Origin of the sequence: Austwickia chelonae, assembly GCF_003391095.1 — a bacterium.
Taxonomy (GTDB): Bacteria; Actinomycetota; Actinomycetes; order Actinomycetales; family Dermatophilaceae; genus Austwickia; species Austwickia chelonae_A.
This window is the reverse complement of record NZ_CP031447.1, coordinates 1,276,972-1,299,968: the sequence shown is the minus strand read 5'-3', so window position 1 is coordinate 1,299,968 and position 22,997 is coordinate 1,276,972. Positions and strand designations below refer to the sequence as shown.

Sequence of the window (22,997 nt, the reverse complement as noted above, 5' to 3'; positions counted from 1 at the left end):
GCCACGTACCGTAGCCCAGGTGAGTGAAGCATCCCGTATCAGTGCTGATGCCCCTGGACGCGACTCCCTGTGCTCGCAGGTCTGGGACGATGCGGAGTCCCCCGTGTGGGGTACCGCTTCCCCCGCTGTCTTCTGGCTGGCGGTGGAGCAACCTGGCCCTTGGGGCGCCAAGGCTTTCACCGAATCACGGCTGGACCCGCAGATCGGCACGACCCTTCAACAGGACACCGTGGAGGCAGGCGGCCGCGCCCTGCTGATCCGCGCAGTAGGCGACCACCGTAAGGACAACTCGGGCACGCCCCGACGGGTCTACCTCGCCGGTAGAAATCCAGAGGGCGAGCCGTGGCTTCTGCAAGGACTGTTCGTCGACCCTGCAGTGTTGACCCGGCTTCCCTGGGACGCTATCGCCGCTGGCGATGCCGAAGCCGCCCGGAAGACCCTGCCCGAGCTCAACTACTGCCGGACCCCGGTGCTCTTGATCTGCACCAACGGTAAGCGTGACCTGTGCTGCGCAGTACGAGGACGGAAAGTCGCAGCCTATGCAGCAGGCCAACGTGCGCAGTTGGTCTGGGAGTGCACTCACACCGGCGGTCACCGCTTCGCACCGACGGGTCTGGTACTTCCCTCTGGAGCGACCTTCGCCCGCCTGACCGCGCCGTTGGCCGTCTCCGTTGTCGACGCCGCCCAGTACGGCCGCCTTCCGAGCGAGGTCCTCGGCCAGACCCATCTGAGAGGGATGGCTCATCTGCCAGGACCGGCGCAAGCCGCAGAGGCCTCCGTCCGGGCTACCGCAGGCGAACCAAGAGTGTCCGCATTACAGGTGCTCGGCCTTCCTCACGAGGAACCGTCTCAAGCGCCACCGGAAGGAACCAGCCAGAGCCGGTACCAGGTCACTCATGTCGACGGGCGTCGTTGGCTGGCCATCGTCACCGCAGTCACCCGGCCTGGTCCTGCCGTCTCGTGCGGAGGAAAAGAGGTCGGTTCCACCTCCTACCAGGTGGAACTGACCGTGCAGGCGCCCCTGCCGAGGTGATGTCCACTCGATGACCGGAGCCGGGGAGAGCGTCCGTCGCCCCTCCCCGTACTCATCGCGGCGACTCAGGCGTCGATCCGCTCCCGATCAAGGCTGTGTGCGCGGTCGACGATGAAATCCTTACGGGGCGCAACATCGCTGCCCATGAGCAGATCGAAGACTCGCTCCGCCGCTTCTGCATCGGCCAGGGTCACCCGTCGCAGCGTGCGCTGTTTCTTATCCATCGTCGTCTCCGCGAGCTGATGCGCGTCCATCTCACCCAGGCCCTTGTACCGTTGGGGTTCCTTCACCTTCCGCCCGGAGCGACGCAGCCGGGCCATCGTGGTCCGCATCTGGGCCTCGTTGTAGGTATAGATCAGCTCGTTCTTCTTCGCCCCGGGGTTGACGACCTCGATCCGGTGCAGCGGCGGAACAGCCGCGTAGACCCTTCCTGCCTCAACCAGAGGACGCATGTACCGGAAGAAGAGGGTCAACAGCAGAGTACGGATGTGAGCCCCGTCGACGTCGGCATCGGTCATGATGATGACCTTGCCGTAGCGAGCGGCATCCACGTCGAAGCTGCGCCCGATCCCCGCACCCACGACCTGGATGATCGCCGCGCACTCCGCATTCTTCAACATGTCCCCGACCGAGGCCTTCTGCACGTTGAGGATCTTCCCCCGGATGGGCATCAACGCCTGGAAGTCGCTGTCCCTGGCCAGTTTCGCCGTGCCCAACGCTGAATCGCCCTCAACGATGAAGAGTTCAGTGCGTTGAACCTCCGAGCTGCGGCAATCAGCCAACTTCGAAGGCAGCGTAGATGTCTCCAACGCATTCTTGCGTCGTTGGTTCTCCTTGTGGGTACGCGCGGAGATCCGAGATTTCATCTCCGCGACGATCTTCTCCAAGAGCTGCGAGCTTTGCGCTTTGTCATCACGTTTGGACGAGCGCAATACGGCGGTGAGCTCTTTCTCCACCACTCGTGAGACGATCGCCCGGACTGCATTCGTCCCGAGAACTTCCTTGGTCTGCCCCTCGAACTGGGGCTCGGCCAGCCTCACGGTGATGACAGCGGTCATCCCAGCGAGAATGTCGTCCTTCTCGACCTTGTCCTGCCCGATGCGAAGACGCCGCGCATTCTCCTCCAGCTGTTTCCGGAAAACCTTGAGAAGCGCCTGCTCGAAGCCGGTGACATGCGTACCACCCTTGTGGGTGTGGATGATGTTGACGAAGGACTCCGACCTGGTCGCATAGCCTGTCCCCCAGCGCAGAGCCACATCGACCTGACATTCACGCTGGACGTCCTTGGGCGTCATGTGGCCCTTGTCGTCCAGTACGGGCACCCGCTCCTGGAAATGACCGGCACCCTGCAGCCGCCATACTCCGGTCACCGGGGTGTCCGGTGCCAAGAAGTCACAGAACTCACTGATCCCGCCGTCGTGACGAAAGACCTCTTCGTACGGGCCCTCTGCACCAGGTGTACCGGCCAGACCGCGTTCATCCCGCACCGTCAGTTTCAGCCCCGGCACCAAGAAAGAGGTCTGTCGGACACGGGAGACCAGTTCCTCGTAGGAGAAAGCGGCTTCGGTGAGAAAGATCTGACGGTCCGCCCAGTAACGAACTCTGCTCCCGGTCACTCCACGTCGAGCTCTTCCGACGACCTGAAGCTCGCTACCTTCCACGAAAGGAGAGAAAGCCGAGGACAACTCCGGCCCGTCCTCACCGTCAGCGAACACACCGGGCTCACCTCGGTGGAAACTCATCGCGTACGTCTTGCCGCCTCGGTCGACCTGGACATCAAGACGTTCGGAAAGCGCATTCACCACCGAGGCGCCTACACCGTGCAGACCTCCAGAGGCGGCATAGCTGCCACCACCGAACTTCCCCCCGGCGTGGAGCTTCGTGAAGACCACCTCGACCCCGGACAAGCCGGTACGCGGCTCCACGTCCACAGGGATCCCGCGCCCGTCGTCGCGAACCTCCACCGATCCGTCCGCATGCAGAATGACCTCGATCGCACTGCAATGACCGCCCAAGGCCTCGTCGACAGCGTTGTCGATGATCTCCCACAGGCAGTGCATCAGGCCGCGGGCGTCGGTCGAGCCGATGTACATCCCCGGCCGCTTCCGCACCGCTTCCAGCCCCTCCAGAACCTGGAGATGACGGGCGCTGTAACTCTCGGGCGTGCTAGCAGCCACGGAGGCGATTCCTTTCTGCAGGTGGACACCGGTAGGCGATCGCGGTTCAGGGTAACGCTGATCGACGACAACATCCCACCACCGGTCGACTTTCGTCCGTCGATGTCCCCGAATCAGGCACCGACGATCTTGCCTGCGGAGAACTTCTGCGTCCGGGACACCACCAGCCGATGAGAGGATGGCTGACCGCAACGGCCTGGGAACGTGACAACGGACACGTTCCCAGGGGAACACCGGAGCGTGTTTGACTGTTGAGCGATACAAGGTGCATGTTCCGACATGGGCCCACCCGGGGTCCATCGTCAGGAGACATGACAGGAAGGTCGATGTGGAGACAGCACTTGCGAGCACACTGACCGCCGCAGACCGCTGCGACCGGTGCGGCGCGCAGGCCTATGTTCGCGCACGAATGGCCTCTGGCGGTGAGCTGCTTTTCTGCGCGCATCACGCGCGACAACACCTACCGGCGCTCGCCGATGTCGCGACCGAGATCTCCGATGAGACCAGCAGGCTGCATGAGGAGTCCCGACAGGGATGAACTCCACACCTCGGCCGGTGGGCGGATCTCCGCCGACCGGGCCGAAGGCCGCTGTGGAAACTGCCGGTGGGTCATGACCCGAAGTAGCCGTAGGGGCATCAGCGGCGGAACCACCTCGCGTTCTTGGACAGCCGAGCAGCGGCTCACTGCCGTGCCTGGAAGTCCGCGCAGATGCTTCAGCGTCCGCCCTCATGACGACGCCGTTCCCACCTCGCGTCCAGTCGGTTCATGAAATCGAGCCGCTTCTTCGCGTTCTTCTTCTCAGCGAACCGCGGCGACTTCGCTGCTGCCCCAGGTCCGGCAAGGCCCTTGTCTCCCCCACGCCGAGGGGTCACTGCCCAGATGACTCCGGCCACCATCATCGTGAAGCCCAGAACGCCCACGGGGATGCTCATCAGGTTGACCCCCAAGAGGACGACCCCGAGCCCGACCACCGCAGCGATCGCACCCCAGACAAGGCGCATCCGGGAGACAGACCGGCCCGTTCCTTTCATCTGGGTCGCAAACGACGGGTCCTCGGCATAGAGGGCGCGCTCCATCTGGTCGAGGAGCTTCTGCTCGTGCTCCGACAGCGGCATGCTGACCTCCTCCACCGAAACGTGCCTCTTGGCACGTCCTGACCTTTTCAGGGGATCCTTTGCGATCCAACACACGAGGCTCGTCGAAAATTCCCGCCCCTCCCACACCGTGGTGTCGGTCACTCCAGGATAGGCAATGACTGCCTGGTTACGGTAGCGATCGGGGAAGCGGTTTCACCTGTCATCGATCTCAGCGGCCAGCGGCCGTTGCGCGGGGCTACCGGACCGGCCTCGCTCTCGCGGCTCGATGAGAGAAGCTGGGCGAACGGATCCCTCCCCGAATCTGGCACTTGCCCGGTCGACAGCCCGATCAGCATCCCGCCATCCTCGTTCAGGCTCACCCAGAGTCCCCTGGATAGGTGTGCTCTGGGTCGGCAGCAGACCCTCCACACGAACGCCCAAAAGGCGGAACCGTTTCCCCGAAGTTCGCCACAGGTCGTCGAGCAGGTCTCCAGCGACGGCATAGATCTCCTGCCCAGCGTCCGTAGGCGTAGGCAGGGTACGAGAGCGACTGACTGAGCTGAAATCGACGAACCGTCCACGAAGACTCACCGTGCGGGCCAGGACCCCGTGGGAGCGAGCACGCGCCGCTACTTTCTCGGAGAGCCGGAGCAGACGTCGCCGTAGTTCTTGAAGGTCGTCGATGTCCTGGGAGAAGGTCTCGTCCGCACCGAGGCTCTTCTCCTGCCGCGTAGGAACGACAGGGCGGGGGTCCCGCCCCCACGCGAAGTCGTACAGCCGCTCCCCGAGCGCACCGAAGTGAGCACGCAGCACCGTCGGGGACGCCCTAGCAATGTCTTCGACGGTGCGGAACCCCGATCGGATCAGGTTCTCCTCGGTACGGTCCCCCACTCCCCACAAGGCCGCCACCGGGAGTTGCTGCACGAAAGCGACGGCCTCGGGCTCCGGGACGACCAACAATCCGTCCGGCTTAGCCAACGAGGAAGCCAGCTTCGCCACGAATTTGTTGGCGGCGACCCCCACAGAACAGGTGATGCCCTGATCATGCAGAACACGTTCCCGGACAGCTTCCCCGATCCTGACCGGTGACCCCCACCTGAGCAGAGCCCCGGAGACATCGAGGAAGGCCTCGTCCATGCTGATCGGCTCGACCAGAGGGGTGATCTCGCCGAAGACCGCCATGACGGACTTCGAGACCTGGGCATAGGCAGCGTGGTCGGGGGCCAACAACACAGCTTGAGGGCAGATCCGGTGGACACGACTCAGCGGCATGGCCGAGGTCACTCCGAAGAGTCGAGCTTCGTAGGTGGCCGACAGGACCACCCCCCTCGGCCCGCCCCCGATCACCACAGGCCTACCCACCAGCTCAGGATGCTGCAGCAAGGAGACCGAGGCGTAGAAGGCGTCCATGTCGACGTGCAGGATCGAACAACCGGTGTCATCCGGGGGGCGGTCGCTCGTGCGCCGTGGCACCTCGAAATGTCGACGACTCATGAGAGGGCTCCCCTCCGGACGACCCGCCCGGATCAGCGGCGGGCGAGCAGGTGAGCAGCGCTGCCCAGACGTCCCAACAACTCATGGTCTGCGTGCTCGGCGATCGCCCGTTCCAGGGCGAGTAGAGCCTCCCGGTCCACCTCGCTGTCGACGAAGGCAGAAGGCACCAGATCAGTGAAAACTCGCAGACCTCGACGGTCCACGACCGTAAGACCGGACCGAATGACGAACTCGCACAGCTGGTCCTGGTCGTAGCGTCGCGGCATCGGATCGCCTTCCCCATAACGTCCGTCTTCGCTCTGCAAGGCAGACCTGGCCTGAGTGAACCGTCCGGCCAGCGCCCTGGCGAGGACCACTGCCAACCGTTGGGCGACGAGCAGGCTGAGTATCCCCCCCGGAGCGAGTGCCTCGGCGATATCGGACAGGGTCCGTTCCGGATCGTCATCGACCTCCAGGACCCCGTGACAGGTGATCAGATCGACCCCGTCGAGCCCCAGATCGGCCAACACCGTCGAATCACCTTGGACTGCGACGAGATGCTGCCCGGCATCAGGGATATCCGCATCACGGAGCCGACGCTCCAAGGACGCCAGTGCGTCCGGACTGGGGTCGACCACGGTGACATGGTGTCCCAGCGCTGCGAGGGGAACCGCCATCCCCCCGCTCCCTCCGCCGAGATCCACCACCCGCAGTGGGCGCCCGACCTCGGCGACGCGCATGTCGACCGCGGCGGTGACCCGCTCCCACAAGATGACGGTGCGTGGCGAATGATGGAGGTTGCCACGACGCACACGGCGCGATTCTTCAGGCATCGATGCGACTCTCTTTTCCCATCGCCAGAGATGCCCTCTTGCGATGCGCTCGTCCGCGGTGCGGCTCTCCCAGGTGCTCCTCCGTGTCACTTTAGTACCCCGCAGGAGAGCCACCCATGCCCTCAGGGAAAGGCCGGACGATTCCGGGGAGAGGCTCCGCTCAACCCCTGGCTCCACGACCAGCTTCCGTCGAAACCTCTTCGGTCGAGGCAACGTTCGCTGGGCGCAGATCCACCACCGATTCGATTCTCCCCACGGCATCAAGGCAGATGAAAACCGCATCATGGGTACGGCTGCCGACCAGCTCATCCCTGCTGACCCAGAGAACTACCTGGAGCCCACCGTCGTAGACCACTCGTTCGACGGACAACTTCTCGAAAGAACCGGGAAGCACTCCCATGAGTGCCTCGATCCCTTGAAGCCGGATGCCTTGGACCGGGAGTTCTACGACAACCTGCGCACAGAGGCACTCCCTGACCGCTTGCCAGTCCTGTGCACCGATGGCGTCGACGACCCGCCACACCGAGGCGACGACGCCGCCTCGTAGCCGGTCCGAGCGCGTCGGCAAGGGAACCGACAGCTCCGGCGGGCCGCCCACGAGATTTCGGTAGACCTGCAAAGTCGCCGTGGATCGGTTCATCGTGTAGAAGTGCAGCCCCGGGGCACCTTCTGCCAGCAGTTTCTCCGCCAGCTCCGTGGCGATCTGAACCCCTTCGGCACACAAGGCCTCCGGTTGCCCCTCCAGAGGAGCCAATCGCGCTACCACGGCAGCAGGCAGCGCTGTTCCGGACAGTTCAGCCATTCGGCTGACCTGTTTGTAAGAGGTCACCGGCATCAGTCCGGGGACGATAGGAGCGTCCCATCCCCGCGCCGCAAGCCGGTCCCGGAGCCTGGTGTACGAGTCGACATCGAAAGCGAACTGGGTCACCGCGAATTGAGCGCCGGCCTCGAACTTACGAGCCAGGACCTCGGCATCGGCCTCGAAGTCGACCGCTTCAGGATGTTTATCGGGAAAAGCTGCCACGCCAACGGTGAAATCGCCTAGGCTCCGCAGGAGACGCACCAGGTCCTCGGCATGGTCCAGGCCTTCGGGGTGGGGCGTCCAGGGAGTTCCGGGGACGCCCGGCGGATCGCCGCGCAACGCCAGGATATCCCGAACACCACCGGCCGCATATTGACCGACGACCTCCCGGAGCTGGTCCACCGAGGAGGAGACACAGGTCAGGTGCGCCATCGGGCGCAGTGTGGTCTCCTTCGCGATCCGTTCAGTCACCCGAACTGTCCGGTCCCTGGTCGACCCACCGGCGCCGTAGGTCACCGAGACGAAAGCCGGCGCCAACGGCTCCAACCGTCGGATGGCGTCCCACAGGGCGTCCTCCGCAGGGTCGTTCTTCGGAGGGAAGAACTCGAAACTGAACGTGGCTTCGGGTGCGGAGAGAAGCTCTGGAATCGACGGGCGTGACATGCAGATCAGCGTAGAAGAGAACAACAACGTAGGCTCAGAGGACCAGCTTTCGGGAGGACCGTTTGAGCAGTGCATGGGACCTGGGCATCTTCCGCGAACATGTCCAGGAAAGGATCGATGCCGAAATGGCACGTCAGCGGGAAGTTCTCGCTGAACTTGGGCCGGACATGACCCAGCTCGTCGATGCGATCGAGGGGCTCTTGGCCGGTGGGAAACGACTGCGAGCTGCGTTCTGCCACAGCGGATACCTCGCTTGTGGAGGCGCGCATGCCGAACAGATGACCTCTGTCGCCACAGCGATGGAGATGTTCCAGGCCGCCGCGCTCCTCCACGACGACGTCATGGACGACAGCGCGACCCGGCGTGGACGAGCCACTGCTCATCGTGCGCTGGCCAACCGGCACGGCCAGGAGAGTTGGACCGGGGATGCTGACCGCTTCGGCGTCTCCGGCGCCATTCTCGCCGGAGACCTCTGCTTGGTGTGGACCGACGAGATGGTCGCCGGGAGCGGACTACCGGTCGAGGAACTCGACCGGGCACGCACCGTCTTCGACGTGATGCGCACCCAGCTCATGGGCGGCCAGTTCCTCGATGTCCTGGTCTCTGTCCGTGGATGGGACGGTTTGGCCACAACCGAACGGATCGAGCAGACCCGCCAAGTCGTCCGTTACAAGAGTGCGAAGTACAGCGTGGAGCATCCGCTCCTGATCGGCGCACATGCCGCGGGGGTGGACGACACGGCAGCCGCACACCTGTCCGCCTACGGTTTGGCGCTCGGGGAAGCCTTCCAGTTACGAGATGACGTCCTGGGGATCTTCGGTGATCCTTCGACGACCGGCAAACCTGCTGGCGACGATCTCCGCGAGGGGAAGCGAACCGTCCTGTTGGCCCTGACCCTGGACTGCCTCGACGCCGAAGGCAGGGCAACGATGTCTGCAGGTCTGGGCCACAACGATCTGACCGACGACGAGATCGAGACGATGCGGGACCTGGTCCGCGGTTCCGGTGCCCTGGAGCGGCACGAGGAGATCATCACCGAGCAGACGACCATCGCTCGAGCCGAGCTCTCTGCCATCACCGACCTCACCGAAACCGGTAGGGCTGCGTTGGAAGAACTCGTCGACATCGCCACAGAGAGAGACCGCTGACCGTTGATCCGACGGAGCCATCCCCCCGGCGGCAGGTCGGAGACGATCGCTGCACGCTACGGCCCTGCGCCGTCCTCCACCCCGCCGGAGGGGACGAGGGCCCCCTGCAGGAGCTCAGAAAGCCTCCTCCATCGCGCGGCGACGCACCTCCGTCTTGTGTCCGGCCTGCAGACAAGACATCGGGTTTCCGCCGGTAAAGCTGTCGTCCGGTCGGAACATCCAGGTCAACAGCTCGAGGTCGTCCATCCCGCCGTCGCTCAACACGGTGAAGGTGCCACGCAGCTCCGGCCGCGGTCCCTCTACGGTGACGAAGGGCTCAGGCACGTAGACCGCTTTGTTGTCCCCCCTGCGGACCCCCAGCAGTTCGCGCTCCTGCAGTTGATGGCGTACCGTCGACAAACTGACACCCTGGCGTTCGGCGACCTCGGGGACGGACAGCCATCCCGGGACGAGATCCTCGAGAACGGCCAACCGTTCGCCGTCAAGAGCAGCACGTTGCTCACGACGGGTGGGTTCGGTGGACGTATCCGGTGTTGACGCATTCTTCTTACTCACATCAGCGAGCATGCCATCCCCCACACAGAACACACAGTCGCGCGTGAACACACCGCAGGAACATCCATCGGTTCCCAGCGAGGCCGTTTTTCGCGCGTCCTCATGTCAATCCCGTTCTGTACAGGAAAAATCCGGTACGGTCACAGTCGACAGATGGGTCCCGTCAGCAGCATCCGAAAGCTCTGTGCCCCGGGACACGATCGTCGCCCACGACATATCTTCCCCTGGTCCCCTCGACACCTGGGGTGAACCTTCACGGACGATACGTCGGAAAGGACCGCGTCCGCCCATGACACCTGTCTCCTTACCCGCGGTACACGCGGCACCGACTGCCGCCGTGATGAACCGGAGCACGGCTCCGGGACGGGCCTGGATCACCTACGAGGTCCGCCCGGGCGACACCCTGTGGAAGATCGCCGCCAAGGCGCAGGTCTCCGTCACCGAACTCGTTGCCCGTAATCAACTCGCTTCGGCAGGCACCCCGCTGCATGTCGGCGACCAGCTGACCATTCCTTCCGGCAATGCTCCGCTTACCCTGTCCCCAGCTGCGGTGGCCGCCCCCGTGCCGGTGCCCGCACCTCGGACGTCACAACGTCCTACCCATGTGGTCCGAGCAGGAGAATCCCTCTGGGATATCGCCCATTCCACCGGCGTCGAAGTAGAAGCACTCCTCCAGGCGAACAAGCTCTCCCCCACCTCCGTGATCCTGCCGGGTCAACGTCTCGCCGTCCCGGGCTCATCGGCCGGTTCCCCCCGTCCGGATCCGTCCCCCTATGGCACCTATGTGATCCGACCGGGCGACACCGCCTCCAGGGTCGCCCGTCATCTGAGCGTCGACGTATCCACCCTGCTCGCCGTGAACAACCTCTCCTCCGGCGATGTCCTCCTTCCCGGGCGTCGGCTCACCGTCCCGGGCGGGCACCAGACCGTGCGGGCTGTGACCAAGAACGCCCGCACCGGAGCAGCCGACACTCGGACGACGACAGCCGTGGTCGGCCCAGGCGACTCTCTCTGGGCCATCTCCGGCCGGTACGGAGTCTCCATGACCGGGCTGGCCAAGGCCAATGGCATCGGCCTGAACCACCCACTCAAACCAGGCGATCGACTCCAGGTGATCGGCAGCCTCGCAGCCAGCGCAGCAGCACCTTCCAGGCCAGGAAATCTGTCGGAAGCAGCCACGACGAATCTCACCTATCTGAACCGGACCGGTACACCTTCCCGCTCCCAGCTCAGGTCCATGATCGTGGCCACCGCACAAGCCCACGGGGTCGACCCGCGCCTGGCCTTGGCCATCGCCTGGCAGGAGTCGCGGTGGAGCCAGAACGCCGTCTCCGAGGCCAATGCCATCGGCGTGATGCAGTGCCTGCCCTCCACTGGGCAATGGGTGTCTCAGCTGATAGGACGCTCGCTCGACCTGCTCGATCCCCAGGACAATGTCACCTGTGGGGTAGCACTTCTCCGCAGCTTGGGCCGAAGTTCTGTCTCCGAGACCGAAGTCATCGCCGGCTACTACCAGGGACTCACCTCGGTACGTTCCAGAGGGCTCTTCGAGGACACCAAAGAGTATGTAGCATCAGTTCTGGCCTACAAGCGTCAGATGTGACGACGAGACCGGACCAGAACGCAGCGGAGGGGACTTCTGAGGGACTTTTCGGCGCAGCCTCCTAGACTGCGCGCTATGACCGGTGCCCTTCTCGTCGACGCCCTGATCGACGACCGTTACCTCGTACTGCGCCACCTCGCAGACGGGGGCATGGCGAGTGTCTATCTCGCCCTAGACAAGCGACTCGATCGCCAGGTGGCGTTGAAGGTCATGCGCCCCGACCTGGTCAGGGACGCCGTTTTCGTGGAGCGCTTCCAGCGTGAAGCCCGTGCGGTGGCCCAACTGAGCCATCCCAATGTCGTGGGTGTCTTCGACCAGGGCCAGGACGGCGAGCAGGTCTTCTTGACGATGGAGTTCGTCAAGGGCCGTACGCTGCGTTCCGTCCTCGACAGCGAGGGCGCCATGACCCCGCGAGAGGCTCTGCGCATCCTCCGACAGATCTTGGCGGCATTGGCTTCGGCGCATCTGGCCGAGATCGTTCACCGGGATGTCAAACCCGAGAACGTCCTCATCTCCGACAACGGTGATGTGAAAGTCGCCGACTTCGGACTGGCCCGCACGGTGAACTCGGTCACCGCTGGCACCACCGGATCAACCATCCTCGGCACCGTCAGTTACCTGGCACCGGAACAGGTCGAGCATGGGATCGCCACCCCGCGCAGCGATGTCTACGCAGCCGGGCTGGTGTTCTACGAGATGCTCACCGGAGCAAAGGCCGTCGACGGGGACAGCCCCATTCAGGTGGCATATCAGCACGTCCACGGCGAGATCCCCCAGCCCAGCGCTCTACGCCCAGGGCTTTCCCCAGTCCTGGACCAGCTCGTTGCCCTGGCCACCCGCCGGGAGGCACACGAACGCCCTGTCGACGCGGAGATCTTCCTCCACGAGGTGATGGAGGCTGAACGAAGCCTTACCCGGAAAGAGCTGGATCTTACTCCCCCCGGGGTGTCAGGCGCGGCTTCCGGAATCGCTCACACCGCCCGAGTCCACCGCCCCACACAGCCTGTCCCGGTGATGAATCCCGGCGGAGAAGAGATCGCCACGCGGCGTGGCCGCCGAACCGGCCCGGTGCCCACCAATGTGCTCCGCCGCGATGTCTCCGGAGCCAGAAGTCCACTGTCCTCGCGGCTAGGGCCGTTGCAGGCTTTCTCCCCTCGTCAGCTGGCGGTCTTCGCCACCACTGCGGTCCTCTTCCTGAGCGGTCTCCTCGGCTGGTACCTCCTGGCAGGCCCGGGGTCGGAACGCACGGTCCCGGAGCTGTCCGGCATGTCCCAGGAGCAGGCCATCGCGGCATTGGAAGCCGTTGATCTACGAGCCGAGATCATTCCGATCTACTCGGAGAACGTCCGCTCCGGACTGGTCGTCTCGATCGACCCTGTCCGTGGAAGCGTCGTACGGCGGTCCACGGCGGTGGCTGTCTCCATCTCCAAGGGCAAGGACCGGGTCTCGATCCCGGAAGTCGTCAATCAACCGCTCGACGAAGCCAAGAAGGCGATCGCCGATGCCCGGCTTTCTCTGGGCAAGGTCTCCGAAGAGTTCAATGAATCGGTCAAGGCAGGGCAGATCGTCTCCGCCGACCCGGTTCCAGGTACCTCGGTCAAGCCGTCGACCCAGGTGAACCTGGTGGTCAGCAAAGGCCGTAAACCGATCGATGTGAAGGACTGGACCGGCAAACCCTTCGCCGAGGCCAAGAACACACTCGAGCGGGACGGCCTGGTCGCCCAGGTCAGTGGTGAAGAGTTCCACAACGACGTCCCGCAGGGGTCCGTCATCAAACAAACTCCCGCCAATGGCACCTTGTTCAAGGGTGGACAAGTCAGTTTCACGATCAGCAAGGGCTCTGAACTCGTCAAGATCCCGAAGGTACGAGGAAGCTCGGAGTCTCAGGCTGTCGAAGCGCTACGCGCAGTGGGCCTGGAAGTCGACGTGGATCGATTCGCCGGCGGCCTGTTCGGTATGGCTCATTCGACCAACCCCAAGGCCGGGTCCTCGGTCCCGCGGGGGACTCGGGTCGTCCTGCGGGTGCTCTGAACACGTGTGAGGCCGGTCAGGAAAATCCCTGGCCGGCCTCACGACGTGGTGTCATCTCATTCCTGATGCGCGTATCGCTCTTCTCGCCAGACGTCTCCGGTGACGTGGTATCCCTGACGTTCCCAGAAACCACGCACCGGCTCTGTCGAGTACTCGATCTGAAGCACCCATTTCGGCCCCTTCCACCCGTAGAGGTGTGGTAGGACCAAGCGGGCCGGCCATCCTCGTTCCGGAGTCAGACACTCGCCGTTCAACGAGGTGGCCAGAAGGGCCCGCGGCTGGGAGAGGTCGTCCACCGTGACCGTAGCGCTGTACCCGTACGCAGCCGAGACCAGCGCATAGGCGGCGTCATCAGCAGGCGGGAAAAGCCGGACCAGTTCGCTGGTCGGCACTCCGCCCCACACGACATCGAGCACACTGTGCCGAGAAACGCAATGATGGTCAGCCGTGACCCTGATCTGAGGCATCTCCGACAGGTCCGTCCAACGGATGAGGTGTTCCTCGCCGTCCAGGGTCGCACCGGTGATACTCAGCTGCCAACGCCCCAGGTCGATACGTGGCACCCGTCCGTAGTGGATGACACGCATCTCCTCACTGCGCCGTTGGCCTGGCGGCAGCTGGCGTTCCTCGGCGAAAGCATCATCCTGGGACACGAGTCACCCCTTCCTGAACGCCTTACGAGGAGGCGAGCATCTCAGCCACGACAAATGCCAGTTCCAGGCTCTGCTGGTGGTTCAGCCGTGGGTCGCAGGCAGTTTCGTAACGTAGCTGTAGGTCTTCGTCGTGCAGGTCAATCGCTCCGCCCAGACATTCCGTCACATCGTTCCCCGTGAGTTCGACGTGAATGCCTCCCGGCCAGGTGCCAGCCGCACGATGTGCTTCGAAGAAGCCCCTCACTTCCGCAACGATGTCGTCGAAACGACGCGTCTTGTATCCGGTCGCCGACTCGAAGGTATTGCCGTGCATCGGGTCACAGATCCAGGTCGGTTGCAGCCCTTCGGCCTTGGCCGCTTCCAACAGCGGAGGAAGCCCCTCCTGAACTCGTTCTGCACCCATCCTGACAATCACCGTCAGACGGCCTGGCTCCCGATCGGGGTCGATCTTCTCCGCCAAGCCCAGGAGGTCGTCTGGGGTGGCGGTCGGTCCGATCTTGACTCCCACAGGGTTGCGGATACGACGGACGAAATCGACATGAGCACCGTCAAGTTGACGGGTCCGCTCCCCCACCCACAGAAAATGGCCGCTGGTGGCATACGGCCGGCCGGTGCGGCTGTCGATCCGAGCGAGCGGGTGTTCGTAGTCCAGTAGCAGTGCCTCATGGCTAGCCCACACATCAACTCGACGCATCGCCTCGAAGTCAGCGCCACAGGCCGACATGAACCGCATGGCCTTATCGATATCGCCGGCCATCCGCTCGTACCGGTGATGCGCCGGATTACGGACGAAGCCACGGTTCCAGTCGTGGACATGCCGCAGGTCTGCGAAACCACCCTGAGTGAAGGCTCGCATGAGATTCAAGGTCGCAGAACTCGCGTGATAGGCCCGAACCAGTCGATCCGGGTCAGGACGACGCGACTGCGGGGTGAAGGCGTAATCGTTGATCATGTCGCCGCGGTAAGCAGGCAGGACCTGATCGTCCCGAGTCTCGGTGTCCTTGCTCCGGGGCTTGGCGTACTGGCCTGCGATCCGCCCGACCTTGACCACTGGTGTGCTCGCGCCGTAGGTGAGCACCGCAGCCATCTGGAGAAGAGTTTTGACCCGGTCCCGAATGTTGTCCGCGGTCGCCGAGGCGAAGGTCTCTGCGCAGTCTCCCCCCATGAGAACGAAGGCCTCACCCCGCGACGCCGCCGCCAATTTGTCACGCAGGATGTCGCATTCCCCTGCAAAAACCAGCGGTGGGAAGGTCGCCAAAGATGCCCTCGCCGAAGCGAGGGCATCGAGGTCCGGCCACGTAGGTTGTTGAGCTGCCGGAAGGCCGGCCCAGTCCAGAATGGTTCGCGCGCTCACGCCACACAGGCTACCTGGCTGCGAGATCGTCCCAGCCAGGGTCCGGATGACGAACGTTCAGTTCCCGGACAAACCCTTGCCGAGCTGCGGCTCTCCACCCTCGGAAGAGCTCTGCCCCGTCGACGGCTTTTCGGGCTGCTGGCCGCCCTGCTCGGAACCCTCCGATGACACAGCAGTCTTCTCCACGAGTTCGCCCGGTCCCCTCTCCTGGTCCACAGCGGCACCGGATTTCATCTCCTGTTGACCGGAGTCTCCTTCGTTCTCGGTCTTCTCCTGGAACTCTCCAGCACGGACATGCAGCTCTTCTGCCCGCCCGTGCAGCTCACCCGCGCGATCCTGGAGCGCGCCTGCCTTGGCCACGCTGTCCGCCCGGGCCTGTGCCAGCCAGCCTTCCGCGATCGCAGCACCCTCAGCCGCTTGGGTCCACGCCTTAGCCGCACCTTCAGCTGCTTGAGCCCGCACCTTCGTCAAAGCCTCGTCGGCCTGGACGAAAGTCTTCTCGGTCGCTTCCACGACCTGAGCCCTTGTCTTCTCGGTGGCCGCTCTGGTCTTCTCCGTGGCCTCCATGACCTGAGCCTGCAGACGCTCTGTCGCCGCAGTCGCTTCATCCCGGGCCCGTGAGGTCGCCTCGGTGGCCCGCTCCAATGCTGCTGCGTACTCCACCCGAGCCCATTCGGCATACTCGTCAGCCTGCACCCGGGCCTTCGCAGCCGCCGCCACAGCTTCGTCCCGAGCACGAGCAGTAGCGGCAGCGGCCTCTGCCCGGGCCTTCGCAGCCGCTGCATCGGCCTGCGCCTTGGCCGCAGCCATCATCCGCTCGGCTTTCTCCTGAATGGCCCGTTTTCGATCAGCCGCGTACTCGTCGACATATTCCTGGCCCGACAACTCGCTCAAAGCCGCCATGACCTCGTTGGTCACCGTGCGCAGGAGCACATGGTCGTCCTCCCGGCCTGCGAGATGGGAGAAATCTAGCGGCGCGCCGATACGCACACCGACCTGTGTGATGTTCGGAATGATCTGGCCGGTCGGCTGCGCTTTATCCGTATCGATCATCGCCACAGGGATGATCGGTACGCCTGCGGCCAGAGCCAAGCGAGCCATCCCCGTCTTGCCCCGGTACAGTCGGCCGTCCGGTGAACGGGTGCCCTCAGGGTAGATCCCGAAGAGCTCTCCACGGTTCAGGATCGCCAACCCGCTCTCCATCGCAGCCCGGCTGGCAGCGCCCCCTGACCGGTCGATCGGAATCTGCCCGACTCCTCGGAAGAAGGCTGCGGTCATCCGCCCCTTCACCCCGGTCCCGGTGAAGTACTCCATCTTCGCGGGAAAAGTGATCCGCCGCGGCAGCACCAGCGGAAGGAAGAACGAGTCCGAGAAGGACAGGTGGTTGCTGGCGAGAATCGCAGCCCCGCTCTCCGGGACATGATGCAGTCCTTCGACCTTCGGACGGAAAAGTACGGTCAACACCGGACCGACCGAGACCTTCATCAACCTGTAGAACATGGCAGCGACCCCTCCTTGACGGCCGTTTGACTCTACGACACTCCGAGGGTTGTCGTCGTCGCTCATCGCTCTCGCGGCCGACATGTCGCCGTGGAAGAATGATATGAGGTCGCCGCCGAGGCACCATGTCCCGGTTTCCGCCGATCCGACACTCTTCCCCTGCCTTGCCGCGCCGACTGGAGACCCTGATGACGAAACCGACTCCGCAGGATCGCACCCCGGACGACGAACGCATCGATGCAGCTTTCGCAGCCATCGTCGCCGAATGGGAACGAGACTCCGACCCGAGAAGGACCAACCCCTCTCCAGTCGCTCCAGCACCGGCCGAACCTCGACGACCGTCCTTCGATGTGGCACCGGCTGGCTGGCGGGTACACCTTCCGCCAGAAGAAGTGCCCGAGGACGACGACTTCGAAGAACCCGATCCGCCGCTCCCCCGAGGAGACCTTCAGTTCTGGGGCGCGCTCGCAGGGATCGTCGGCGGCCCGGTGGTCTTCGTCGGCTGGGCGTTGACCGGGCCGCACACCACCCATCTGCCCTTGTGGTTGTCCGGGATGGCGACAGCGGCAGGCTTCGCGCTCCTGGTTCGGCGGCTGCCTGAACGACATGATGACGGCGATGACGGTGCCCGTGTCTGATCTGTTCCTCGTGTCCGACGCGACGCCTTCGGTCACAGCCCAGCTCGCCGGTGGCGAATCCCTGTGATCAACACGCTTGGACTTCACTCCAAGCCAGGTCTGCTGCACCGATGAGCCCGGCATCATTGCCCAGTTGAGCGCTCACGATCTGAGCTGCTGGACGATATCCCCGTCCAGGCAGGCGCCGACGGAAGGACTCCGTCGCCGGAGCGATCAACAGGTCACCCGCTGCGCTGACGCCGCCCCCGATCACGAAGAGCGACGGGTCCAATGCTGCCGCCAAGTTGGCCAATCCGACGCCGAGCCAGTGCCCGATCTCTGCCAGAAGTTCCACCGCTGTGGGATCGCCTTCCTGCGCAGCCGCCGTCACCAGAGGACCGGTCAACGGTCCGCCATCAGCCCGCAGCCGGACCGCCAGATCAGTTGCGATCGGTGACCCTGCGTCGATCATCGACCTGGCCTCACGAACCAAGGCATTACCGCTGGCGTACTGCTCCCAGCACCCGCGGTTCCCGCATTCACAACGCTGTCCGTCGGGGACCACCTGCATGTGCCCGAATTCACCCGCCAGTCCCCAACGCCCTCGGTCGATATGACCTTCACGCAGGATGGCACCGCCGATACCGGTACCCAGAGTGATCATGACCATGTCGTCCTGCCCGCGAGCGGCCCCGAAGCGCCATTCCGCCCAAGCCGCAGCGTTGGCGTCGTTGTCGACGAAGAGCGGCGCGTCGATCCTGCTGCCCAGTGATTCCCTGAGGCGCTCATGACGCCAGGAGAGGTGAGGCGCGAAGAGAACGGTGGCGCGGTCGCTCGACACCCACCCTGCGGCGCCGACACCCACCGCACGAATGGTGACATCGGAGCCTGCGGCTTCTTGGAGCTGCTCGACGACAGACACGATCGTGTCCTCGACGACCTTCGGGCTGGTCGACCTATTGGGAGTCGCGGCACGAGCACGATGGAGGATCTGGCCTTCACCGGTCACGACTCCGCCGGATACCTTCGTCCCGCCGATGTCGATGCCTACTGCGACGTCCATCCGTTGTTCTCCTTCGTGCACGAACGGCCGGTGCCGACGGGCCGTATCAGGTCACCGTCGTGGTTCGTCGGTCACCGGGATGTCCTTGCATTCCGCCCGCCGGTACGCAGCGGGCGACCGTCCACCGTGTCGTCCGCGGGTTTCCTGCTGCGATCCCGCAGGGGATCGTACGCCGTCAGGAGCCTCCTGCGCCCATTCCTCCAAGGATGCACCGACGCGTACGAAACCGTCACGAGCCAACAGTGCAGCTCGGGAAGCAAGCTGCGCCCAACGTGGGGAAGACCGCCCGGTACTGGAGTTCGAGCTCGGACCAGTTTGCTCTGAAACCGGATCCGCCCTGTCAGCGGCGAACCGTTCCTGCCCTGGCTGGGGGGCTCCTCCCGTCGACCCCGCGAGCGCCTCGGCCAGGAGAGCTGCCTCCCGCGACACCCGGTCATAGCTCACGTTCACGCCACTCTCCTTCCCGCCAGGTCAGGTCGACGACGAGTTCACCGTCGGACACCCAGGCCACTTCTGGTTCACAACGACGTGCTGCAGGCGGCAATGTCAGCAGGTACGGCACTCCGTGCACGACGAGCGTCACGTCTTTTCCCCGTTGCACGAGTCGGAGGTCTTCGGCTTGCACCCAGATCAACGGCATGCTCCAGCGCAGTCGCCTGGCGGGCTGGGGGGCGCGGACGATACGCCCGACCGGCTGTGTACCGATCGAGATTTCCGAAATCGGCGGGAGCAGCGGTGCAACCCATTTCTCAGGTGGCTCGGTGAATGCACCCTCCTCGGTGAGCGAGATCGGGGCGACTCGAACCGGCGTGAGGGGAAGCCATTTCTCGCTGTTCCAGTCCTCGCCATCGACCGAGGAGATGTGAACGAGCAGTCCAGGCTTCGGGCCGGACAACAGCATTCCGGGGACGCTCTTGCGGATCTTGCTCTCGTCCAGGGCACGACCGCTGGTGACCACGTGGAGAATGCTGTCGGCAGAAGTGAGCCATGTCGCTCCGGACTCGACTCGGGACAGTCCCCTCAGGAGGGTTTCGGCGACCCCGTCGACAGCTCCCCAGGGACCGGCGACCGCTTCGAGAAGATGCCGCAGCACCCACGGGATCCGAGTAGCTGCCTGGAGCAGGTCGGCTGCTCGCTGCAGGTTACCCAGGTCGACGACCAGGACGTCGATGTCCGGCGGTCGCTCGGCCAAGGTGGACAGAATCTGCCAGCTGTCGGCGCCAGGAAGTCTGCGCCACTCCTCAGCGATCTCACCCGGGCAGTCCTGAGAGAGCAGGAGATCCGCCAGTACCTGGTCGGCAGCTCCCCAGGGTGCTGGCGCGGCCAAGTCGACGATGTCGATCTCACCGTGGTCCTCACGTCCCACGGTGAAAGGCCTGCTGCAGCTGATCGGATCCGCGATGTGCGCCAATCTCACCCGTTTTCCCTCAGCTGCCCACGCCGCCGCGAGAGCAGCGCTCACGGTGCTCACACCGGAACCGCCGGTTCCGGTCAGCAGATGAAGAAGAGGCAAGTGTTCAGCCTTCGCAGCGTTTCTTCAGCCCGTCCAGAGCACCGGCCACGATGCTCTTCTCGGCCTGTCGTTTGAGCAGCCCCGGCACCGCGAGGTCGAGGTCCACCGCCAGCCGGTAGGTGACCCGGGTTCCGTCGCCTTCGTGGCGGAGTGTGTAGGAACCATCCATCGCGGTGAGTTTCTCCCCCCGGACCAAGGTCCAGGAGATCACTCCTTGGCTGTCCTCGTCGATGTCCCAGGTGTAGTCGAGCACATAGGTGTCCTTGAAGACCCCAGCGTCCACCACGAATTCGACATGTTCAGGCCACTCCTCCTCATCCTGTGTGAGCACCTGCACGGAATGCATCTGAGAGGTCCACTCCGGATAGGCCTCGACATCGGCGATGACATCGGCCACAGCGGTCGGGGAACTCTCGATGTGGATGCTCGATTCGGTGTGATCTGCCATGGGCCGACCGTACCGTTGCCGACAGGCGGAGAGCTCACGAATCCTTGAGATGTTCGTCGGTCAACGATCTGGATGATTGTCCTCCGTGGACGTCCCAGGCACGTCGACTCGGTTCAAGTTGGTCCTTCAACGCCGTGATGAAGCGTTTCCACCTGCGCACATGGGCGTATTCGACCTGTCTGACATGTCGACCGACGACATCGGCACGAACGTAATGGTGCACGATCGTGCCGTCCCAGAAGGGTTCCAGCCACACCTCGAACTCACCGGCCAGCTCCCCCTCGACATGCCAGATCGCACCCAAATGTCCACGATCCTGGTGTAAGGTCGCGCGAACGTGGGGCCATACATTGGTGACATTGTCACTGTGACGGAAAACCGCAGCCAGAAGTGCTGGGGACGCCTCGATGTATGTCTCGTCGACGATCTGCACCTGATGTCGCGTCGGATCCCACACCACACCAGGATGTGTCAGGAGGGCGCGTCACGTCACGTCACGTCCACAACCGGTCTTGAACGCTGGCCATGGCGCGTTAGCGGTGTCACATCATCGAAGGCGGTCACCGCGTGTGACCAGCGGGTAGTGTCCAGCGGCAGCCGCACTGCTGCAGCTTACGGAGGGATCCATGCGAGAGAATTCTGTCCCCGTCCTCGCCACGTCGACGGAGACGAGTCTTGGCAATATCACCGCACGCAATGCGCGCATAGCTCCCGATCGTGTGGCCTTGAGCCGCCGCTTCCCCGGCTCGTCCGACTGGGTGGACGTCACCTGCCGGGAATTCGACGAACAAGTCCGTGCTCTGGCAGCAGCGTTCCTGGCAGCAGGGCTGTCCTGGGGGGACCGGGTAGCGGTGATGAGCCGCACCAGGTACGAATGGACGCTGGTCGACTTCGCCATCTGGACCGCTGGCTTGGTCAGCGTGCCCATCTACGAGACCTCTTCGTCGGAACAAGTCCACTGGATCCTGTCGAACAGTGGGTGCCGCGCCATCGTCGTGGAGTCCGCCGAGCACCAGAAGACCGTCGAGAAGATCCGCGATGACTGCCCCGACCTGACATTCCTGTGGCAGATCGACGCCGACGATCTCACCCGTCTGGCCGACCAGCGATGTGACCAGTCGCCATTGCAGGAATCCGCGGAACGCACCACCAGGGAAGATCTCGCCACGATCATCTACACCTCAGGAACGACCGGTCGTCCCAAGGGCTGTGAGCTGACCCATGACAACTTCCTTCAGCTCTCGCAGAACGCAGCAGGATCGCTTCCCGAGATCGTCGGGGACCCCGAGGCCTGCACTCTGCTGTTCCTCCCCTTGGCGCATGTCCTGGCCCGTTTCATCCAGGTGCTGGGCATCGATGTCGGTATGCGGGTAGGCCACGCTCCCAATATCAAGCAGCTCCTGTCGGACATGGATTCCTTCCGCCCGACCCTTCTGCTGGCCGTGCCCCGGGTCTTCGAGAAGATCTACAACTCGCTGGATCAGAAAGCCGCCACCGAGGGCAAGGGCAGGGTCTTCCGTCTCTCAGCGCGGACAGCGATCGCCTACAGCCGAGCGGTCGACACCGGATCGGTGTCCATTCCTTTGCGAATACAGCACAAGGTGTTCGACGTCCTCGTCTACTCCAAGCTGCGAGGAGCGCTCGGCGGACGCTGTCTGTGGGCCATCTCCGGCGGAGCGCCCTTGGGGTCCAGGCTTGGGCACTTCTTCCGAGGCGCAGGTATCAACATCCTCGAGGGCTACGGGCTGACCGAGACCACGGCTCCCACCAATGTGAACCTCCCCAGTTCGGTCGGTATCGGCACGGTGGGGCTGCCCATGCCGGGGACCTCCGTCCGGATCGCCGAGGACGGGGAACTCCTGGTCAAGGGGATCGGTATTTTCCGCGCCTATCACGGCAACGAGGAAGCCACCGCGCAGGCTTTCACCGAAGACGGTTGGTTCCGCACCGGGGACCTCGGTTCCCTCGACGAGAACGGGCGCCTGTCGATCACGGGGCGCAAGAAGGAAATCCTGGTCACCGCGGGCGGTAAGAATGTGGCACCTGCTCCGCTCGAAGATGCGATCCGGGCTCACCCCTTGGTCTCCCAGTGCATGGTTGTCGGCGATCAACGGCCTTTTGTCGGCGCCCTGGTGACCTTGGACTCAGAGATGATCTCCATCTGGGGACAAGCTCACGGACGAAGCGACTTGACCTGGGAAAATGCACACACCGATCCGCTGGTTCTCGAGCATCTCCAAATGGCGGTGAACCGGGCCAACGAGAAGGTCAGCCGCGCCGAGAGCATCCGTAAATTCGTGGTCCTCGAGACGGATTTCACCGAGGAGGGCGGACATCTCACCCCATCGTTGAAGATCAGGAGAACTGTCGTAGCCCACGACTTCGCCGATCAGATCGATGCCTTGTACGGCACCGGCGGCCCACCGTCGGCAAGCTGACCCACCTCGTCCGTGA

The 22,997-nt window shown here is 64.0% G+C and carries 21 protein-coding genes; 7 read left to right on the top strand and 14 right to left on the bottom strand.

The features are described from left to right. The first annotated feature begins 19 nt into the window (after positions 1-19). Complete coding sequence (locus DX923_RS05770) at positions 20-1,033, top strand: sucrase ferredoxin (protein ID WP_162872805.1); 1,014 nt, start codon at positions 20-22, stop codon at positions 1,031-1,033. Between the two features lie 65 nt (positions 1,034-1,098). On the opposite strand, the gene DX923_RS05765 is transcribed toward DX923_RS05770, so the two are convergent. Next, positions 1,099-3,210: a DNA gyrase/topoisomerase IV subunit B gene (locus DX923_RS05765; RefSeq protein ID WP_116113338.1), complete on the bottom strand. Its 2,112-nt coding sequence runs from the start codon at positions 3,208-3,210 to the stop codon at positions 1,099-1,101. Between the two features lie 328 nt (positions 3,211-3,538). On the opposite strand from DX923_RS05765, the gene DX923_RS05760 reads away from it, so the two are divergent. After that, positions 3,539-3,748, top strand: coding sequence for a DUF7455 domain-containing protein (locus tag DX923_RS05760; protein ID WP_006502365.1), 210 nt, complete (start codon positions 3,539-3,541; stop codon positions 3,746-3,748). 176 nt (positions 3,749-3,924) lie between these two features. On the opposite strand, the gene DX923_RS05755 is transcribed toward DX923_RS05760, so the two are convergent. The 4 genes from DX923_RS05755 to metF form a co-directional block, all read right to left on the bottom strand. Then, positions 3,925-4,326, bottom strand: coding sequence for a DUF3040 domain-containing protein (locus DX923_RS05755; protein ID WP_205413108.1), 402 nt, complete (start codon positions 4,324-4,326; stop codon positions 3,925-3,927). Positions 4,327-4,500: 174 nt separating this feature from the next. Beyond that, entirely contained in the window at positions 4,501-5,781 is a 1,281-nt protein-coding gene (dinB, locus tag DX923_RS05750; protein ID WP_116113334.1) for a DNA polymerase IV, read from the bottom strand. Between the two features lie 32 nt (positions 5,782-5,813). Beyond that, positions 5,814-6,593, bottom strand: a complete 780-nt coding sequence (locus DX923_RS05745) for a methyltransferase (protein WP_116113333.1) — start codon at positions 6,591-6,593, stop codon at positions 5,814-5,816. Positions 6,594-6,753: 160 nt separating this feature from the next. Continuing rightward, entirely contained in the window at positions 6,754-8,058 is a 1,305-nt protein-coding gene (metF, locus tag DX923_RS05740) for a methylenetetrahydrofolate reductase [NAD(P)H] (protein WP_116113331.1), read from the bottom strand. Between the two features lie 62 nt (positions 8,059-8,120). Here metF and DX923_RS05735 point away from each other — a divergent pair, with 62 nt between their 5' ends. Continuing rightward, positions 8,121-9,206 carry a polyprenyl synthetase family protein gene (locus DX923_RS05735; RefSeq protein WP_116113329.1) on the top strand — a complete coding sequence of 362 codons (1,086 nt, stop codon included), beginning with the start codon at positions 8,121-8,123 and terminating at the stop codon, positions 9,204-9,206. 114 nt (positions 9,207-9,320) lie between these two features. Here the strand turns inward: DX923_RS05735 and DX923_RS05730 are convergent, their stop codons facing one another. Continuing rightward, complete coding sequence (locus DX923_RS05730) at positions 9,321-9,761, bottom strand: Rv2175c family DNA-binding protein (RefSeq protein ID WP_346218098.1); 441 nt, start codon at positions 9,759-9,761, stop codon at positions 9,321-9,323. 289 nt (positions 9,762-10,050) lie between these two features. Between DX923_RS05730 and DX923_RS05725 the strand changes: the two genes are divergently transcribed. After that, positions 10,051-11,364 carry a LysM peptidoglycan-binding domain-containing protein gene (locus DX923_RS05725; RefSeq protein ID WP_162872804.1) on the top strand — a complete coding sequence of 438 codons (1,314 nt, stop codon included), beginning with the start codon at positions 10,051-10,053 and terminating at the stop codon, positions 11,362-11,364. A 75-nt stretch (positions 11,365-11,439) separates the two neighbouring features. Continuing rightward, positions 11,440-13,395 carry a Stk1 family PASTA domain-containing Ser/Thr kinase gene (pknB, locus tag DX923_RS05720; protein WP_116113324.1) on the top strand — a complete coding sequence of 652 codons (1,956 nt, stop codon included), beginning with the start codon at positions 11,440-11,442 and terminating at the stop codon, positions 13,393-13,395. Positions 13,396-13,451: 56 nt separating this feature from the next. Here the strand turns inward: pknB and DX923_RS05715 are convergent, their stop codons facing one another. The 3 genes from DX923_RS05715 to DX923_RS17005 are packed head-to-tail and all read right to left on the bottom strand — an operon-like array spanning position 13,452 to position 16,902. Further along, a complete protein-coding gene (locus tag DX923_RS05715) occupies positions 13,452-14,048 on the bottom strand; it encodes a molybdopterin-dependent oxidoreductase (RefSeq protein ID WP_116113322.1) in 597 nt (198 codons plus the stop codon). Between the two features lie 22 nt (positions 14,049-14,070). After that, positions 14,071-15,402, bottom strand: a complete 1,332-nt coding sequence (locus DX923_RS05710) for a class II 3-deoxy-7-phosphoheptulonate synthase (RefSeq protein ID WP_116113321.1) — start codon at positions 15,400-15,402, stop codon at positions 14,071-14,073. Positions 15,403-15,459: 57 nt separating this feature from the next. Beyond that, on the bottom strand, positions 15,460-16,902 hold the full coding sequence (locus tag DX923_RS17005; protein WP_116113319.1) for a 1-acyl-sn-glycerol-3-phosphate acyltransferase: 1,443 nt from the start codon (positions 16,900-16,902) through the stop codon (positions 15,460-15,462). 188 nt (positions 16,903-17,090) lie between these two features. On the opposite strand from DX923_RS17005, the gene DX923_RS05700 reads away from it, so the two are divergent. Further along, the gene (locus DX923_RS05700; protein WP_162872803.1) at positions 17,091-17,540 is read left to right on the top strand and encodes a hypothetical protein; all 450 of its coding nucleotides are present in this window, start codon (positions 17,091-17,093) and stop codon (positions 17,538-17,540) included. 67 nt (positions 17,541-17,607) lie between these two features. On the opposite strand, the gene DX923_RS05695 is transcribed toward DX923_RS05700, so the two are convergent. The 5 genes from DX923_RS05695 to DX923_RS05675 are packed head-to-tail and all read right to left on the bottom strand — an operon-like array spanning position 17,608 to position 21,000. Then, on the bottom strand, positions 17,608-18,582 hold the full coding sequence (locus tag DX923_RS05695) for an ROK family glucokinase (protein WP_116113316.1): 975 nt from the start codon (positions 18,580-18,582) through the stop codon (positions 17,608-17,610). 51 nt (positions 18,583-18,633) lie between these two features. Beyond that, positions 18,634-19,032 (bottom strand): hypothetical protein, encoded by a 399-nt coding sequence (locus DX923_RS05690; protein WP_116113315.1) that lies wholly within the window; start codon positions 19,030-19,032, stop codon positions 18,634-18,636. After that, positions 19,016-20,095: a hypothetical protein gene (locus DX923_RS05685; protein ID WP_116113313.1), complete on the bottom strand. Its 1,080-nt coding sequence runs from the start codon at positions 20,093-20,095 to the stop codon at positions 19,016-19,018. The genes DX923_RS05690 and DX923_RS05685 overlap by 17 nt, the downstream gene beginning before the upstream one ends. Positions 20,096-20,099: 4 nt before the next feature. Continuing rightward, the gene (locus tag DX923_RS05680; protein ID WP_116113311.1) at positions 20,100-20,543 is read right to left on the bottom strand and encodes an SRPBCC family protein; all 444 of its coding nucleotides are present in this window, start codon (positions 20,541-20,543) and stop codon (positions 20,100-20,102) included. A gap of 34 nt (positions 20,544-20,577) precedes the next feature. Beyond that, the gene (locus DX923_RS05675) at positions 20,578-21,000 is read right to left on the bottom strand and encodes a polyketide cyclase / dehydrase and lipid transport (protein ID WP_162872801.1); all 423 of its coding nucleotides are present in this window, start codon (positions 20,998-21,000) and stop codon (positions 20,578-20,580) included. Positions 21,001-21,169: 169 nt separating this feature from the next. Between DX923_RS05675 and DX923_RS05670 the strand changes: the two genes are divergently transcribed. Beyond that, entirely contained in the window at positions 21,170-22,981 is a 1,812-nt protein-coding gene (locus DX923_RS05670) for an AMP-dependent synthetase/ligase (protein WP_116113308.1), read from the top strand. Positions 22,982-22,997: the final 16 nt, after the last annotated feature.